At 41.9% G+C, this 18,933-nt stretch carries 7 protein-coding genes; 2 read left to right on the top strand and 5 right to left on the bottom strand.

The genetic code is table 11. The features are described 5' to 3' along the window. Positions 1-15 precede the first annotated feature (15 nt). A complete protein-coding gene (locus tag OQ268_RS11215) occupies positions 16-621 on the bottom strand; it encodes an FMN-dependent NADH-azoreductase (RefSeq protein WP_265856224.1) in 606 nt (201 codons plus the stop codon). A 109-nt stretch (positions 622-730) separates the two neighbouring features. Between OQ268_RS11215 and OQ268_RS11210 the strand changes: the two genes are divergently transcribed. After that, on the top strand, positions 731-1,102 hold the full coding sequence (locus OQ268_RS11210) for a winged helix-turn-helix transcriptional regulator (protein ID WP_265856223.1): 372 nt from the start codon (positions 731-733) through the stop codon (positions 1,100-1,102). Between the two features lie 90 nt (positions 1,103-1,192). On the opposite strand, the gene OQ268_RS11205 is transcribed toward OQ268_RS11210, so the two are convergent. Further along, on the bottom strand, positions 1,193-2,770 hold the full coding sequence (locus OQ268_RS11205) for a GxGYxYP domain-containing protein (protein WP_265856222.1): 1,578 nt from the start codon (positions 2,768-2,770) through the stop codon (positions 1,193-1,195). Between the two features lie 403 nt (positions 2,771-3,173). Between OQ268_RS11205 and OQ268_RS11200 the strand changes: the two genes are divergently transcribed. Continuing rightward, positions 3,174-5,696, top strand: coding sequence for a hypothetical protein (locus tag OQ268_RS11200; RefSeq protein ID WP_265856221.1), 2,523 nt, complete (start codon positions 3,174-3,176; stop codon positions 5,694-5,696). A 42-nt stretch (positions 5,697-5,738) separates the two neighbouring features. Here OQ268_RS11200 and OQ268_RS11195 read toward each other — a convergent pair whose 3' ends face one another. The 3 genes from OQ268_RS11195 to OQ268_RS11185 are packed head-to-tail and all read right to left on the bottom strand — an operon-like array spanning position 5,739 to position 18,933. Then, positions 5,739-7,733 (bottom strand): OmpA family protein, encoded by a 1,995-nt coding sequence (locus OQ268_RS11195; RefSeq protein ID WP_265856220.1) that lies wholly within the window; start codon positions 7,731-7,733, stop codon positions 5,739-5,741. Between the two features lie 12 nt (positions 7,734-7,745). Continuing rightward, entirely contained in the window at positions 7,746-8,738 is a 993-nt protein-coding gene (locus tag OQ268_RS11190; RefSeq protein WP_265856219.1) for a PorP/SprF family type IX secretion system membrane protein, read from the bottom strand. A gap of 22 nt (positions 8,739-8,760) precedes the next feature. Next, a complete protein-coding gene (locus OQ268_RS11185; protein WP_265856218.1) occupies positions 8,761-18,933 on the bottom strand; it encodes an Ig-like domain-containing protein in 10,173 nt (3,390 codons plus the stop codon).

Below are 18,933 nucleotides of genomic sequence, written 5' to 3'. Positions count from 1 at the left end.
TAGGTTAAACTTGCATCAATCAAGAGCGATAGATTCAATGGCTGTTTGCATTACCGTTTCCTTAATTCCTGGCACCTTTACACCCTCCGCACGGTATATCGTTAAATCACGCATCCCCAAAAAACCAAGCACAGTGGTTAAATACGGTGCAACAAAATCATTTTCTTTACCCGGTCCTTCCGAATAAATTCCTCCGGAGGCCATGGCAACGTACACCTTCTTGCCGGTTACCAATCCCATCGGGTAGCCGTTCTCACCATAACCAAAAGTAATCCCTGCACGGGTAACATGGTCAATCCAGGATTTCAAATAACTTGGAATCGTAAAGTTAATTAGAGGAGCGCCTACCACTAAGATATCGCATTCCATCAATTGTCCCACCAACTCATCAGATCTCTTACGGAGATCTTGTTGCTCAGAACTTAGGTCTGGAGGAGCGGCAAAAAAAGTGGCTAATACCGTCGGACTAAGGTGCGGCAAGTTTGTGGCTACTAAATCTAGTTCCGCTACCGTACTTTCCGGATACTTAGCCAAAATGCGATCCACAATGGCATCGCCCAACTTACTGCTATACGAGTGCTCACCAAACAGACTCGACTTTAAATAAAGGATTCGTTTCATCACTTAATTATTTTCTTTTGCCTACAAAGGTATCTTGATCATCGCTAACCGAACCCGTACTTACCAAAAGGAAAGTGCTTACTTTTAGGAAAGTAAGTATATTTGTGCCATGGAAACTCTAGATGTTACGTCCTTCCCAAGCAGCCAGCAATGTGCTACATCGCTTAAACATGTATTTGATGCAATGTATGTTTTAAATGGAAAATGGAAACTGCCATTGGTACTATGTCTGATGCACGGACCAAAGCGTTTTAATCAGATTCAGAAAGAAATGATGGGAATATCTCCGAAGGTTTTAGCAAGTGAGTTGAAAGACCTGGAAATCAATTTCCTCATAGAACGGAAGGTGTATAGTTCTACCCCTGTTAACATTCGTTACGAGGCCACAGCCTACAGCCATACCTTGAAAACGATATTGGGTGAACTGAGCGAATGGGGCAAAATGCACCGCGAACATGTTCGGGGAATCTCCATACCTTAAAACATGCTTCTTTGCGATATTGACATAAAAGATTTTTGGCAGAAGAATGTGTCCGCCATCATAAACGCGTCTCTCGAACCTAAAAATTTGTTATCCAGGATTTATCGGAAGGCCATTTTTCTCCCTAATTAATTGAAAAATATGATCTGGTCTAACCACAATATATTCCTCACCTAAGCTATTGGCTACATTTTTAAAACTTGTTGGCGAAATGCCTGTCCAAGGCTGTGCTTGTATTATAATAAAACGTGAGGAGTTTCTATCCCAACCTGCAGAAGCCCGGGCAATATGATCATTCATTGCCTTTTCAGATGTGCAATAATTACAGCTTAGTGCCATTCCTGGCAAGCTGTTATCGTAAATGCTTAGACCACCTCCAGTATTTTGAGCCGTTAAGCCCAGTAACGATTTAGCCTCACGAGCATATACTTTTCCTACATTAGCATTAATGCCACCTGTGATGGTGTTCCAAATGGTTATCACCCTTAAGCCCGGCCGCTGATTGTAATCTTCCGTTTTTGCAACGAATTTCTTTAGCAAGTTCTCATCTTTCCAGGTATTAGGATAGGTATAGCCATAACCAGAAGGGCCAGAAATAAGGTTATCATTATCGCTTGCTGTATTCCAATAAAAGTTGAGGGCGCCTGGCATGGCATCGAGCATTGCAGGTGAGACCGTCCAGCCCATTGGTACGGCCCCACGATCAGGGTTCTGCCATAGTTTACGCATCAAATGTTCGGTAAACTGCAGGTTATCGCCATCACTTAAAATAAATGCCACATAAATTTTATTCTCAAGTTTTGGCTTAGGCGGACTTGGCTTTATGGTTATCTTTCGTGATGTTCCGCTATGCAGTGTGAGATTAGAAGACCAGTCACTTGCAATGGTTGCTATGCCATATTTTGAAGCCCTTTCTACGCCTGGGGCTTCTTGCGGCCACCAGCCCATAAATTTCCCACCAGCAGACATCGTCGAAAGAAATTTATCAAGGAGTTGGCTTTCGCCATCAACTTTAGGATCGAGCCAGATTACTGCTGCGCCAACTGCTACAGCGTATTCTCGCAAAGCTGCCTTTTGTCGGTCAGGATGAAGACCAATAAGCAGGCGATGGTCGAGGTTAGGCCAATAATCATTATACATCGATTGATAGACGGCTAACTTACTGTCGAATTTTCCCCTTAAATCAGTCAATATTTTAAAATTGTAAGGTGGGGCGGTTAGCTTTTCCAGTAATATTGGAGATACAATTAAAGCATTCTTGCTTTTCGCAAGCATGGTGGCTAAATTAATGGTATGGCTTTGTGCAGTATCATAGACAATTAAACCTGCTATTTCATTACGATACTTGGTAATTAAATCCCATTTGTCTATCGGTTCCTGCCAATTCAGTCCAAGTGATTGTAGCCAGGTATATGGTCCCTCTCCGTTTGCATCACCTTCATAAGAAAAAATACGTGGCTTGCTTCGGTTAACCGTACCCTTGAGTGAAGCAAAAAGGTACATTTCTGCAGCTGCGTAGGCAGATCTTTGCCTGAGGACAATAAAATCCTGCACTTGGGCTGGTGTTTGAAATGAAGGTAGCAACTGATCTGCTGGCCATTTAATTTGACCTTTGGCAGTCATAATTAAGAAATAACATGAAAGGCAAATGGTAATGAGTCTCGACATATAAAACGTTTTTCTTGCATTTTAAAGATAGCGTAAAAAGGGATGAGATTTTCTTTCATTTGCCAAAAGAATTAAATAAGACTGCGCTCGTCATCTAGCGTATGCTCGAATTATTCAGTGCAATCTTAAACAATTGCATCTTGATAAATCCAAAACAATTTGAGTATGAACCTATGTAAGATTATAACTACAATTTTAATATTATATGATACATTCAAAGCATGGACTCGAACGGCTTTATCATAACATTTGTGTTACAAAAAATATGATTGTTCCATTTTAAACCAATTTAAGCGTTTGAAAATGTGATTATTATTGATAAGCCAAACGGTCCTGTCTATAATTACGTATTTTCAATATTGGCAATATTGATTACCTTGCTTGTATTAACTCTCACAGTCTCATGCATTATTCTAGCCACTTTGCCGAATTAAGGCGCCGAATTCTGGAAAAAAATAACATCAAGAACATTAGCCCGTCAGACTGTAGTTTGATAACGGCTAATATCCAAACCGCTTTAAAAAAGAACATATCTGAGACTACGCTTAAACGATTCTTTGGCTTCGCAAATGTATCGCATCAATTTTCACAGTTCACCATTAATACGTTAATGGAATACGTTGGGCAAACAGGCCAAACGAATCATCAAGATCGAAAGGAATACTTAGATAACGGAAATCAAGCAGATCTGGATCAGATAAGGTATCATGCACTAAGGGTTACAAGAGCTACAATACTGTACATTCGCAACCGCTGCACGGTGCCATTTGAATTAACCATAAAACGCAATTTTGCAGAGCGAGACCTGCGCATATTTAGGGAATGTTCTTATAGTTTTACATCATTTATATCACCTCCAGGCTACGGAAAAAGCATTTTGCTACTTCACCTTATCCAAAACATGTTTTTAGAAGAACGGGCTGAATTTAGTAAAGACATCGTATTATTTATCAGTGCTGATCATATTTTTAATGAAGACATGGAAGATTTGTCTTTGGAAGATCGCATTAAAACGAAATTAGGTTTACCATTAAACACAAACCTGATTGATTTTTTTGATGACATATTTAAAAAACGTAAAGTAAAATTTTTCCTCGTAGTTGATGGGGTTTCGGATTTAATACTTAATAGGCAATTAAAGCCAAAAATTTTTATCAGGATTGTTGATTTTATAAGTACTATTGAACATAGCGAAAGTGTTAAACTCATCATAAACATGAGGTCTACTACATGGAGTCGTTTTTATGAAAAAATACGCTATGCACACTTCCTTAGAAATAAATGGTTTCCAGGCAGCTTCTACCAGGCGAGTATAGCAACCAACGTTCCGCCGCTAAGCAACAACGAGATTGAGGATATTGTTAGAAAAATCAATCCCGCAAATGATCAGACAATTAGCCCTCACCTGAAACAGCAATTAAAATTCCCTTATCATATTCAATGGTATTACCAACTTCGTGAAGAATATCCAGATTTTGACGCCTTTACAAACATCATTTATTATGAGATTATAGCAAAATTTATAAATGAAAAGGTTTACAACTCTACTTATGCAACTGAGAAAATCTTGTTTTGTAAAAAGATAATATTAATGACTGACTATGGCCGCCAGACCTTAAAAGTAGCCAAAACAGAACTGATAAAGGATTTTCCGGTATTTAAAAACGCCTATGCCGAATTGTTGGCAGACGGCATTATTATGGAAGAAAAACAGGTTGAAAATGACTTACCAAAGGAGTACGTAAGGTTCGTTCAACCCCATGTTTTCGAGTATTTTCAATTCATAGAACTCTATGATTTATTTAATCATCAGCTCGACGAACATTTTTTCAATACCATTAACAAGCAATATTTTGGAAACCAGTCGAGATTTCAGATGCTGCAGTGGGCAGCAAGATTGCTGGTGAGGCTATATAAGTTTAAAGCACTTAATGTTATGCTGAACCTTGAGCTTACGAGTTTCGAAAAGAATTATCTGCTTTACTTTATTGCTGAGAATCTAACATACAGGTCAAAAGTTGATGATAATTTAATCCGCGAAATTGAAAGTCAAAAATTCCATCAAACGCTAATCAAGCATTTAATAAACTTTGATTTTGTTGACACCTCTTACAACGAAGCGATTTCTTGCCTGATTGAAGTTGCAGAGAGTAAAAGGACTAAATTAATCTATCAGGCAACCCTTTCATTGCTAAACTGCATTAGTTTGGATAAAAACAAAATAGAAGTGAGATTAGAGCAGATTGAAGCCATAGAAGAAGAAGGAAAAAATTGGCTCTTAAACCCATGCGAGGCACTTAGCTTAATTTATGGTAAACTGTGGAACGCTGAGGTTAAAAGCAATAGACCTTTAGAAATCATTGAGAATTTTAAGATCTTAGCCAATATTGTTCCTACAGATTTGCCTCCCGATGCCACGGAAACGTTAAGCTATCTATTCATGTTAGCGATTAATTTTCTATACGGAAGTCAAGCAGAAACGATTAAGATTGTAAATGCAATTCTTTATAAACATAAGCGACTATCATCAACAAAAAACCCAATATACCTCTACCTTCTAAGCTTTTCTACGCTGGCCCACGCCCGTATAAATCCTGGAACGCATACCGACGAATTAGAGCTTAAGCTAACTCATCTGGTAGAAGACCCAAGCCATTTTCATGCGCCTTCTTACGCACGCTCCCTGTTATTATGTCTAAACTCAGAGCAGTGTAAAAACAAGTTAGACTATGAAAATGCCATTTTATATGCTGAAGAGTTTTTAAAAATCCACCAGGCTAATAACCTAACAGTGCATGAACTGGCAGCATATAACGTGCTTATTGCATCTTATGAAAAACTGAATGACCATGCAAAAGCAGCAGAATATCGTTTAGTTAGAAGCGAGTTATTAACCCAAAAAGAAATTCCCTCAAACGCATTTTAGAATTGGCTCAAGTTTAATACTGTACCTGAGCCAATTTAGGATTTATTTTTTCGTTACCTTAAACTCAGTTCTTCTGTTGAGAGCTCTTCCTGCCGGGTTATCCTTGCCATCTGCAAAGTTGTTAGGCGCAACGGGCATTGTATATCCATATCCCCTGCTAGTCATTCTGTTTGCAGGTATGCCCCTACCAATTAAATAATCAACACAAGATTTTGCTCGCCTGTTTGAAAGATCGAGATTGTAAGCCGCATTGCCGATATTATCTGTGTGGGCACTCAACTCAATCTCGATATTCTCATTCTCTACCATGAGGTTGTATAGATGTTCTAAATTCATTTTTGATGCTTCCGTTAGCTGGTCACTATCAAATTCGTAGAGAATATTCTTCAAAACGATAGGCTTGTCTGGAATCCTATCTATACAGATTTCGCCATCCAGCGTGTCTACAGCAACCAGCTGATCTACCGTATAATCTACATTTTTTGCAAAATAAGCCTGTTGAGTAACATTAATATGAAAACCCCGATTGGAAGCTATTTCAAAACTGTAGTTTCCATCTACATCAGTAACGGCTGTTGAAGATACTAAGTCTTTCCCCGTGAGGGTTACTTTGGCACCAGCAACGCCCGTAAGTGTTTTACAATCAATTAACTTTCCTTTGAATAAAATTACCTCTCTTCTTATATGAAACAATTCCAGGCAACATACCGATTCCCGATCTGAACTTACATATCCATCGTCATCGCTCCTCTCGGAAGGAGTAAAATATAAATCGTCTTTTGGCGAGTTGAAGGGATATCCCAAATTTGTAGGTGAAGTCCAGTTTTTAAAATCACCATTGCTTTGATAGAAGTCAAAGCCACCCATTCCAATCCGACCGTTTGAGCTGAAAATGAGTCTTTTAGTTACTGGATTATAGTACGGCGCCTCCTCGTCTGCTTTAGAGTTAATCATATTGCCCATATTTACAGCATTTCCTGTAGAGCCGTCGGGTCTCAGTGGTGCGTACCATAAGTCGTATTTACCACTTCCACCAGGTCTGTCTGAGGAAAACAGCAGGTATTTCCCGCCATTGCTAATTGATGGTTGCATAGAATTAAAACCTGGCACATTAATCTCACTACCTAATAAAACTGGCTCTGACCAAGTATTGTCGCCACTTCTTGCAGACAGGTAGATGCGTCTGTTTTTGTCATTATTCCAGGCGGTGAAATACATAAAACTACCATTAGGATGAAAGCTCGGAGCTGCAGCTTCCATTTTGTTGCTAAGCAGTTCTACCTGGCGAACCGAGGGCCTTTCAGCAGAATCTATATCAGTTGTATAGATCGCATTGAGGTAAGGTGATTCTTTTTTTACCACTGTAGAACTGCCATTGTTACCCGTAAGAATCTCATTTTTATTACTATTACCTACAGGCCTAGAAGAAGTAAAATATAATTGCTTTTTGCCCACGGTGGCGGCGTAATTGGAACCTGCCATATTGATATCTGATGGGAGCTTGCGAAGTTTAAATAGTCGTGGATACTTAATTTCTTGCAATGCGAATTTACAAGATTCGATGTGGTTGGATGCATTAACGCCATATTCGTCTTTCGCCTGATGCTTAGATATAAACGCTTGAAAAGCTGCAATGGCTTCATCAAATTTAAAATTCGACCTGAGGCATTCGGCATACCAATAGGAACTTAATTCATATTTCGGATTGCTAAAATTAGTAGCGATGAGATACCATTTTTCAGCATCTTGAAAGTTCTTATATAGGCGCAACGACGTAGCAAGTTGGAATACCAAATAATCGTAGTCTGTTTTTTTATTGTCAGTGCTTTCTTTAATCTTTTTTTCGAAACCGTAAGGAACTATAAATCCTGCACTATCTGCTGATATAGACAGCGCTTTTTTATAGTAAGCTGCAGCGGCATAGTATTCCTTATTTTGGAAATAAACATCTGCAACCCTCCTATTGTCTTTTACCATCTGTGCGTTTACCGAAAAACAGAATATGCATAGTGTAATCAAAATCTTTATTGCCTTCATGTTGCTAGTGTATTAAAGTCTGGGACAGAAAAAGTTTGGACCAATGATGCCTTTCCTACTGGTGAATGAGATAGATAACTCCAGTCCACCCCGGCTGCTCGTAGCTCTATTAAGTGAGGAGGTATTGAAATCGTAGCTTAAACCGAATACCATGCTTCGGTGGTGAATTCCTAAAAAGGCGATAGCAGAATCTTTAACCCTGTAATTAGATCCGATAAGCAAATCAGACTCGGTGTTTAACATCATTTGTGCATAAGCGCCAGCAGCCACTTCTTGAGCGTCTCCCTGTCTTAGGTAGATGAAATTTGGCACAATGTCAAGCGTGTAATTCACTTTAAAACGAGCCCCTCCATGCCCAGTGAAGCGCATTGGCAACCGGCCATCTTGCCCGGCAAAACGGTCTTTCGGGGTGGTTAAATGCGCTACGCTCGCCCCGGCGAAAACATTTACGTTCGTATTTCCACTTCCATCAAAAAACATAATCCCTACGTTGATATCTGGAGCCAGGTAGCTTTCGGAATTGATATTGTCGTTCATCCCTAAACCGGGATCGTAGCCTTGATTTGGATTATACTGGCTTCCTAATGTTATTTTTGAAGCATCAAAACTTTTGTTTAGAATGCCTGCCTGCATCCCGAAATTTATCACTTGCTCTCCTCTTCTACCAAGTCTGATGCGGTAGGCCGCAGACACTAGTGCGCTGAGTTGATTGTAATTTATTGAACCAGCGGTCTGGTTAAGAATCATTGCGCCAAGGGCGAGATTTTTCGCCGGAGCCTGATCAATCGACGCTCCGGCGGTAAGATAACCACTGTTCAAATTACTCCATTGCTGTTTTGCATTGATATTTATCCTATACTCGCCATCAGTAACACCAGTTAACGCCGGGTTTAGCCAAAGGGGATTAGCGTAATACTGTGAAAAATGTGGATCGATCTGCGCTTTCGAAGGGCTCGTATTAATTATCACAATTAGTACCGCAGCCAATATTTTAAAGTATTTCATTTTTTTCATTTTAGGTTTCATCTTATCTCAGTAGGGTAATTGTTCCTTTGAAAAACTTGGTGGTTCCATCATTAAAAGTTACATCGACATAATACACGTAAACCCCACTAGGTTGCATGTTTCCCTTGTATACACCATCCCAGCCTGTGGTTAACGAGTTAGATTCGAATAAATATTCTCCCCACTGGTTATAGACACTCATTTTTATTCGGGAAACCGTATTTCCATAGGCGAGAAAAATGTCATTTTTACCATCGCCATTTGGCGTAAACGTATTAGGTATAAATAAATCGTTCATAAAAGGGTTACTGGCAGTTCCAGTTACCGACATGGAGTTAGTGCTTGTTTGACAAGGTAATGCGCCGATAGCTCTCACCACGATGGTTATGCTTTCGCCTGGCTTCAAACCTAAGATGGTATGGGAATTCAATCCATTGGCAACCATCCATGTGGTTCCATTATTAACAGAAACTTCAAATCCGGTACTTCCCGATACGGAACTCCAACTAAATGTTACTGCGTTTGCGCTTACATTATCAATAACCACCCTGGGAGCTGTAAGTACTGGAAGAACATTTGCCGTTATTGCCGTTCGACTATTGCTAGTACAACCTCCCAATATAGAAATGCTTTCTACATAAAATATTGTAGTACTTGTTAAAACAGGCGTGGTAAATGTACTTCCTTCAGCCAAAGATAAACCACCTGTACTAGTGGTATACCACTTGTAGCTAAGCTTAGGATCAGGATTATTTACCGTGATAATGGTCGTACTTCCTGCACAAATTGGATTAGGTACCGCAGTAACTGAAACTGGCGCCATTGGCAATGGCAGAGCATTTATTGCTACCTGCGTTCTCGATCCTGATTGACAACCTACGGAAACGGCCTCTGCATAATAGGTGATATTTGATGAAATGACACCAGTTGTGAAAGTGACCCCGTTGCCAATAGGTGTACCGCCAACCGCACTGGTGTACCAGTTATATTGAATTCCTGCAGCAGGATTCACAATCATGAGCACAGCAGTGCTGCCCACACAAACGTCCATATTGTTTGAGGAGACTGTTGGTGCTGCAGGTGGCGATGTAACTGTTATCTGAACGGCGACTCTTCCACCAGCGTTGGTGCAGCCTCCAGATCCAACTGCCTGAACATAGTACGTTGTGTTCGCATTCAATGTAGGAGTGGTAAAAACTGGGCCTACAAATACAGGTGTGCCACTATCTGGCGATACATACCATTCGTATTTCACGCCATCCGCCGGATTAGTGATGCTGAAGGTGGCCGTTTGTCCTGCGCAAATGTTTTGACCTGCGCCTGCAATGATTGGATTGGCTGGCTGGATGCCAACCGTAACCGTAATAGATTTGGCTGTAGCCGGGGTATTCTCGCACTTATTATCTCCCTTAACTGTTACGTAATATGTGGTAGTTGCGGTTAAGTTAGGCGTCGCAAACGTCGATCCTACAAAAACGACATCAGTTAGCGCCGCGTTGCTATACCACGTATAAACCGGATTTATTGTTGAGTTACTTGTAGCTGTAAGAGACGTTGAACCATTAGCACATATTGCAGTATTTCCACTAGTAACGATATCGCCGGCGGTAGCTATCTGCTTCACCACAACTGTGACTGATTTAGCATTGCCAGGCGTGTTCTCACATTTATTATCTCCTTTTACCGTAACATAATATGTGGTAGTGTTCGATAAATTTGGTGTAGTGAAGTTTGAACCTATGAATACGACTGAAGTTAACGATGCATCGCTATACCAGGTAAATACCGGATTTATTACCGTACCACTGCTGGCAATGATAGTTGCAGTACCATTGCCGCAAATAATTGCAGGAACTGATAGATCCAAATCTGCCTGTTGCGAGCCCGGATTGATAGTAACAGTAACAACTTTTGCCGTTTGAGGTGTGCTCTCACATGTGTTGCTGCCTTTTACCGTGACATAATAGGTTGTATTGGTATTAAGGTTTGGGGTAATGAAAGTTGGCCCAACAAAAGTCACAGTTGTTAAAGCAGCATCGCTATACCAGGTAAATACCGGATTGGTAACAGTTGTGGTGCTAGCCTGTAAAGTGGCGCTGCTTCCTTGACAAATCGTATCATTGGCGACCGTAACATCGGCAGCGCTGGCAGCAGGTGAGACAATTACCTCAACTGCCTTAGCGGTTGCAGGGTCATTTTCACAAAGGTTATCTCCTTTTACCGTTACATAGAATATTGTATTCAGGAATAATGGAGGGCTGGTAAATGATGGACCAACAAAAATTAGGTTTGTTAAAGCTGAGTCGGCATACCAGCTAAAGATTGGATTGCTTACGCTCCTACTTGATGCTGTTAGTTGAGCTACTGATCCTGAACATATCGCTCCAACACCCGAAACATTAAGGTCTGCCATGCCGGCTAGCGCATTAACCTGCACAGTTACTACCTTGGCATTGGCCGATAAATTTTCACATCTGTTGCTCCCTTTTACTGTTACAAAATATTTGGTGGTAGTCGCCAAAGCAGGAGCAATAAACGTTGAACCCACATGGGCAACAATGGTTAATGATGAATCACTATACCAGGTAAATATAGGGTCTGTTACGCTCGAGGTAGATGCACTTAATGTCGCCTGACTTCCTGCGCAAATTACCGCATCTGTTGCTGTAATATCTGAAGCCAAAGCATAATCTTTAACCTTAACAGATATTGCGGCAGCATTATTAGGTAGGTTCGCACAAGCGTTGCTGCCGCTTACAGTTACAAAATATGTGGTTGATTGATTAAGTGCAGGAGTGGTGAAAACGCTCCCGTTAAATACCACGGTGGTTAAGGCAGCATCACTATACCAGGTGAAAATGGGATTAATAACGGTGGTTGAACTTGCAGAAAGGACAGTATTGCTACCATTACAAATTTCCGTAATGCCACTTAATGCTATATCTGAAGCTATTGCATTGCGATTTACATTAATATTGATTACCAAGGCATCGCCAACAGCATTTTCGCATCTGTTATCGCCTTTTACAGTTAAATAATACGTGGTATTAACGGTTAGTGGTGGGGTTGTAAATGTAGCACCGGTGAAGGCTACGTCAGTCAGCGCTTGGTTTCTATACCAGGTAAACACAGGATTGGTAACGACAGAAGAACTAGCCGTTAAGTTAGCCGTGTTCCCCGCACATATTGCTGCTAAGCCAGAAACACTAATATCGGCCGACACAGCAGGAATTTTTATTGTAATAAGTACCACCTTAGCATTTGCCGCAAGGCTTTCACATACATTGTCTCCTTTAACTGTGACATAGTAAGTGGTATTTGAAGTTAGCGTAGGCGTGGTGAACGTGCTGCCTGTAAAAGCTAAATCAGTTAAATCCGCATTGCGATACCATGAAAATACCGGATTAATTACAGTAGACGAAGAAGCTGTTAGCGTGGTAGAAGATGCGCCACAAATGGTGAGGTTCCCGTTAACGTTAAAATCTGATGGAATAGCCAAAGGATTAACATTTATTGAAATTGTAGTGCGACTAGCACTTGGGCAGCCGTTTCCATTTATGGCCTCTACGAAAAAATCAAAGGTACCTGCAGTATCGAAAATCGGCGTGTTAAAGGTGGCACTGTTTAATACCAACACATTCCCAGCCGCATCATACCAATTGTATGTTACACCCGCTACAGCTTGTACACCTAGAGTTGCTGAACTGCCAATACATGCTCCTGTTGGGTTACCACTTACCGGTATTGGAGGAGCAGGAGGTGCGCTAACTATCACAGTCACCACGGTAGGGACACTCTCGCATCCAAATGCGCTTGCCCTAACATTATATGTGTAAGTGCCAGCCACCAAAGTAGCAGGTGTAGTAAATGTAGTACCTTCAGCCTGAAATGTATTTCCCAAAAACCACCTGTAGGTTACACCAGCTTGAGGGTTGGAAACACTTAATGTGGCGCCTGCACCCTGACAAACGCTTAGGCTTGAGTTAACAACATTTGGGGCTTGAATAATGCGTTGGGCATAATCAAAATTTATGGAAGTTAGCGCACCGAGTAATCCCGAATTCAACCTTAGCTCTACGCCATCAAAGGCTTTGGAAGGCACTAAGTTTAAAATTGCAGAACTTCCACCATTCAATAATTCCAGCTTAATTAAGGGATTATTTACTGCTGTTAAATCTGCATTGCTTACAGATCCGTTAAAGGTGGTTAAACTTATGTTTTGCAGCAATCCTAACGACAGTAACTTTGCAGGCGATGATAGTTTAATTCGCAAGGTATCTCCTACATGAGATAATCCTCCATCGAAACCTACCCGCTGAAGCACTGAAGCGCCTGCTGCACCTACAGGAATCACTAAAGTTGAACCACTTTGTATGTCATTGTCTATTGCTAAATTTGGATTTGATACACCAGCGAATAAAGCTATGCCACTTACGCCATCAGCTAATGCTATTGTTGCCGCTCCACATGGTGCTGACACCGGGTTTCCATTAGGAACAACTGTAATTAATACACTTGTTCGGCCAGATGCAGGACATGGACCTGGAACCACTGCTTCGACATAGTAAGTAGTATTAGCGGTTAGCGGAGGTGTTACAAAAGTTGGCCCTGTAAAAACAGGTGTTGTCCCATTTGCCGAAGCATACCAGTTGAAAGCTGCCCCACTGGCACTGGAGCTAGCCATAAGCACCGCTGGAGAGCCGGCAGAAACGGTAACTGCCGCAGGCGTAACAATAGGTGCATCAACCGCTGTTCCTAAGGTAATTGTAGCCGTAGCTGGTGCCGATGTACCGCAATTGTTTTCAGCAACAACCTGGTAAGTAGTGTTTGCAGTTAGTAATGGGGTGGTAAACACTACGCCATCTTTTCCCGCCTGGTAAATGCCTTGAGCATCGTACCATTTATACACATTTCCGGCAATGGGATTTTGAACCTCCAAAACTGCACTGCTTCCTGTGCAGGTATTTACATTGGCAAAGCGTAATTCGGGAGCAATAGGAAGTGGACTGGTGCCCACATTCACTGCTGTTTTTGCACTTTCACATCCTGAAGGTGAGCTCACTGTTACAAAGTAAGTGGTACCAGTTATAATTGCGGGAGTGGTATAAGTGGCAGTATTGCTGGTTGTTAATAATGTTCCATCGGCACTGTACCACTTGTATGTGTAGGACGCATTAAAGTTTTGAACTGTTAATACAGCAGGTTGATTAGCGCATACCGTAACGGTAGATGGTGTAACAATTGGTTGCGCAATGGCACGTTGTGCATAATTGACATTAATCGCTGTTAATGCACCTACCAAGCCAGAATTCAACCTAATCTCTACTTCATTAAATGTAGATGTTGGAATGATAGTTATTAGCGCCTGTGCGTTACCTCCAAGTAACTCTACCCTAACTGCCGCATTGTTGGCAAAAACGGCGTCGTTATTTGCTGAACCAGCATTGTAAGTGGCGATTTGCAAATTCCCCAAAACCGATGCAGACAAAATGCGGCCAGGTGAATTGACTAAAATCTTCACGGTGTCTCCAACACTAGAAGCATCGGCAAAAGCCAGGCGCTGGTATACAGAGGCAGCCAATCCAACGGGGATAAATAAGGTAGAACCCGTTTGAGCATCATTATCTACTGCAAGGTTTGGATTAGATACACCTGCAAAAACGGTTAATAGGCCCGTCTTTCCGTTTGTTTGCGCTGATGCGGCCTCACAAGGTATTGGCTGGATTACACCATTTCCGTCTACCGTAATGGTAACCTGAATCCGCGATGCAGAAGTGCAGGAAGTGGTCGTGTTAACGCTTTCTACAAAATAAGATGTTGTTGCATTAAGAGGCGGTGTGATAAAAGTTCCGCCTGAGAAAATAGGGTTCGTAGCTGTCGGACTATCAAACCAGTTGAAACCCACATTGGGTTCTGTTGAGGTTGCGGTGAGGACGGCGGTCTGACCAGGACTCACAGTTGACGAAGAAACTTGAACCTGAGGTGCTTGTGGCCGACTATTCACCACAACCGTAACGGATGTTCTCGTTGCGCTGGTGCAACCATTCTGCGAAGCTTGAACAAAGTAGGTTTTGCTACTTTGCAAACTTGGGGTTGGAAACGATGCACCCGTGAACACAATCTGACCATCAGTTGCTGAATCAAACCATTGGTAGGTAATAGCAGCATCCGCGTTTGTTACAGATAATGTGGCAGAACTACCCTGGCATATCGCTGCTTGCGGAGCAATAACCGGGGCAGCCAAAACTGGCGTAACAGTAACCGTTATTGGCAAACGAACGCTATTGGCACAGCCAGCTCTCCCAACTTCTAGGTAAAAAGTTGTCGTTGTACTGAGCACGGGCGTTGTAAATGTGCTTCCGGTAGCTAGAGCAGTACCACCTACAGGGGTGCTATACCAGCTTAAATTGGTGTCACTACTTGGTGTTGCACTTAAGGAAGCGGTACTTCCTGCACAAATGGAAGTGTTTGGGGTGTTAATTATTGGGTTTGGAAATATCTTTGCTGCGCTATAAATATCCAGGCTGTTAACTGCAGCTGCAGTGGCTGCAAAGCGAACTTCTACTCTATCAAAAATGCCGCCTGCTGCGAAAGTTGCATTAAATCGAGTTCCGCCTAAAAGTTTGAGGTTGACTAGAGATGAATTCAGTTGATAGCTACTTACCACTGATGCCCCATTCATTACTGTAATGGTAACCCTGCTCAAAACGCTCAAATCTAATAAACCTGTTGGTATTGCTAAATCTAAACGGATACTATCACTGGATACACCTGGCGAAGCGAAAATAAGTCGCTGATACCCTTGGGCAGCTACGCCGACCGCTAAACTTATCCTCGAAAAATTATTTAAATCGGCATCGATAGGGTTAGTTGGATTCGAGATGCTGCAGCCAATACAGATGCCGGAAATACCGCTGTTTTGACTATTTGCATAGTTGCAATCTGGTGCGCCACTACCATTTAAAACGGTTACCGTAACTGGAGATCTTGAAAGGCTTGAACATCCCGTTGCACTTACAGCTTCGGCATAAAAAGTAGTAGTTGCACTCAGATTAGGCGTTGTAAAATTTGGTCCGCTAGCTAACCTGGTTCCTCCTGTAGAATTTGCGTACCAATTGATTGTTTCTCCAGCATTCGCAGAAGCTTCGAGAATAGTATTCTGACCAACACCAATTATTTGGTTAGCTGTAAGTATAACGGGCATATTCGGTGCCGGATTAACACTAACCACAACTGAGGTTCTACCGCTTGTGGCAGTGCCAGAAACTGATTCTACATAGAAAGTGGTGGTTGCATTGACGATTGGCGTGATGAAAGTTCCGTTATTATTACTTGCTAACGCACTATTACCTGTAGGTCCATACCAATTGTAGGTAACGCCCGGTTGGATGTTAGTTACGGTTAGCGTAGCTGATGCACCACTACAAATTGTTGCGTTTGCCACTATTGGCGCAGTTACATTCACCATAATACTATAGTTGGTACTTACAGAGTTACCTGCTGCATCAGTTGCAGTTAAGGTTATTACGGTATTGCCGCCCGCTGTGGGTGTTCCTGTGATTTCCCTGGTTGTGGTATTGAAACTTAATCCAGGGGGAAGATTTGTGGCAACATAACTATATGGAGAAGTACCTCCAGAAACCGCAGGTAATGTTTGAGGTGGATATGCCTGCCCAACTAGGCCATCTGGGAGTATCGCTGTAGGTAAATTTAATGCACCGATAACTTTTAATTGGTAAGTATTGCTAATGGTGTTTAGGGCTGCATCCCTGGCGGTTAGTGTGATTGTAAAGTTGCCAGACTGGGTTGGGGTGCCTGTTATTTCTCTTGTGGTTGCATCAAAAACTAAACCCGCAGGTAAGTTACTTGCAATGTAGGTGTAAGGACCAATGCCACCACTAGCTGCAGGAAGTGCTTGCGGAGTATAAATTGCATTGACATTTCCATCAGGTAGATTTTGGCCAGGTAATGATAAGGGCGTTTGCACCCTGATGGTATAGTTCACAGTTGCAGTTTTTCCATCACCATCTGTAACTGTTACCGGTATAATAAATGTACCGGCTAAACTTGGGGTTCCTGATATTTCCCTTGTGCTAGCATTAAAAGATAAACCTGGAGGCAGATCTATTGCAGCATAAGTATATGGTAAGGTTCCTCCTGTTGCAGGAAGTATAGTTTGTGGCAAATACGCTTGGCCAACTATTCCGTCGGCTAAGACGGCACTAGCCAAAACCAATGGATCTTTAACTACTAAATTGTAATTATTCGATACCTGATTCCCATCACTATCCGTAACAACGATATTTATGTTATAATTACCGACTTGGGTTGGCGTACCTGAAATGGCTCTTGTTGTTTCATCAAACGATAACCCTGGAGGAAGATTTGTGGCAACATAAGTATATGAACCTGATCCGCCTGTTGCTGTAGGGATAATCTGAGGCTGATAAGCTGATCCTACCGTTCCATTTGGAAGACTTGCAGCTGGTAACGATAACGCCGGGGTAACTTTCAGATTATAAGTCGCTACCGCGTTGCAATTCCTACTATCAGTTGCAGTTACGCTAAAATTATAATCGCCGGGAGTAGCGGGAATACCACCTATCTGACCGCTGGTAGATAGCACCAAACCAGCAGGCAACTGGCTGCCAGCTGTTAACGCATAAGTGAAATTTGTACTACCACCTGTTGCAAGGCTAATTTGTTTGTTATAAGCTGTACCAGTATTGGCATTGCTCAAAGCCGAGGTGGAAAAAATGATTTCCGGGTTAACCACAACATCGATAGGTACCCTTATGGATTCTGCTGTACAGCCAATTTTGCGTGCTGCTACATAAAAAGTTTTATTGGTTTGTAAGGATGGGGTGACGAAACTGACATTGTAAGCCGTGCTTGCCAGTGCAGTTCCTCCTTCGGCAACATCATACCACACCAATTCATTTTCCGCTGTTGTGGTAGCAGATAAGGTAGCCGAGGCATTGTAACAAACATTTACGGTGCTGGTTGTTGGGGCAGTAAAGGTAGGACGAGCAGCTGAGCTGAATACGCTATACAAATTAATAGTCTGTGTTAAACTTGCATTCAGAAGAGAATTCAGCGTGATTCGAACCCGGTCGAATGGTAATGTTGGTTTGAAGGGTACATTAGCAATCCTACCAGAATTTAGCAGCCCCAGTAAATCCACCGAAAGCAAGGCATTCAGATTTTGTGAGAACACTTCAGTGCTTCCTCTGTAGGCACTAATCGTAATATTGTTCAATATCCCGGCATTAATTAAAGCTGGGTTGATACTCAGCCTAACACTAAACTCATCTCCTGGTGTAGACAAGGTTGAGAAATAGATATCCTGCATAATTGCTCCTGCAACGCCTAAGGCACCGAGGCTAATTTCAGAGAAGTTATTAGGATCTGCATCAATAGCCCGTTCTGGGTTGGTAACACCAGCTTTGCCTAATCCCAACGCATCGACGGTTAAGCCATTCCCACTAAAACTCGTAGCAAAACCACTTGCACAAGCATCAGTACCCGAGAAGTAAAAAGCATTATATACTCTAGTTTCATTTGTTGGCCCTAAAACCAGCGCATTGGTGATGTCCTTAATATATACCTTATCGTATGCTTGGTTTGGGGTAATTGCAATATAGAAAAACCCCGCACCGTCTTTTATCAGCCGAAGGTTTGCGTTACTGAAGCCACCAGCGCTAGATCCGGAAAGTAACGTAGCACCTGCCACACTCCTTGCCCCTACCTCAAAAACATGATCGCCTAAAACAACATTGCCGAGTATATCTGCCAGTAAGCTTCCCAGATTCCCACCTAACAGCACGTTTAATAAATCAGCATCAGAATCTATTCTGATAAATGATGTTGTATTGGCAGGCAATGCAGATGGAAATTTAAGTTCGAGTTCCCCGCTATATTTTCCTAGCCCTAACGTTCCACCTCTGGATTTTACAGTAGCAAAACTGTTTGCGGCACTCGTGGCATTATTAGCATTATCTACCTGAGCTGCTTTAATTGTGGCGGTAGTAGCATAATTTTTAATTTGTGCATACGATACTGAATATATACACGTTAATGATAATACAATGAACAGCTGAGCGATCCACCGTTTGGTTAGTTGCTTCAAGGTAAAAATCAAATTCATATTGTAGGGATTGGTGAGTAATTCTCCTACAATTTTAAGCAGCAACAT

This window comes from Pedobacter sandarakinus (genome assembly GCF_026240095.1).
Lineage (GTDB): Bacteria > Bacteroidota > Bacteroidia > Sphingobacteriales > Sphingobacteriaceae > Pedobacter > Pedobacter sandarakinus.
The sequence above is the reverse complement of the archived record's forward strand: the minus strand, read 5'-3'. Positions and strand labels throughout refer to the sequence as shown.

Coding starts and splice junctions, on each gene's coding strand:
- OQ268_RS11185 (WP_265856218.1), bottom strand. CDS start 18,933: ATGTTGCTGCTTAAAATTGTAGGAGAATTACTCACCAATCCCTACAAT.
- OQ268_RS11200 (WP_265856221.1), top strand. CDS start 3,174: ATGCATTATTCTAGCCACTTTGCCGAATTAAGGCGCCGAATTCTGGAA.
- OQ268_RS11195 (WP_265856220.1), bottom strand. CDS start 7,733: ATGAAGGCAATAAAGATTTTGATTACACTATGCATATTCTGTTTTTCG.
- OQ268_RS11215 (WP_265856224.1), bottom strand. CDS start 621: ATGAAACGAATCCTTTATTTAAAGTCGAGTCTGTTTGGTGAGCACTCG.
- OQ268_RS11210 (WP_265856223.1), top strand. CDS start 731: ATGGAAACTCTAGATGTTACGTCCTTCCCAAGCAGCCAGCAATGTGCT.
- OQ268_RS11190 (WP_265856219.1), bottom strand. CDS start 8,738: ATGAAATACTTTAAAATATTGGCTGCGGTACTAATTGTGATAATTAAT.
- OQ268_RS11205 (WP_265856222.1), bottom strand. CDS start 2,770: ATGTCGAGACTCATTACCATTTGCCTTTCATGTTATTTCTTAATTATG.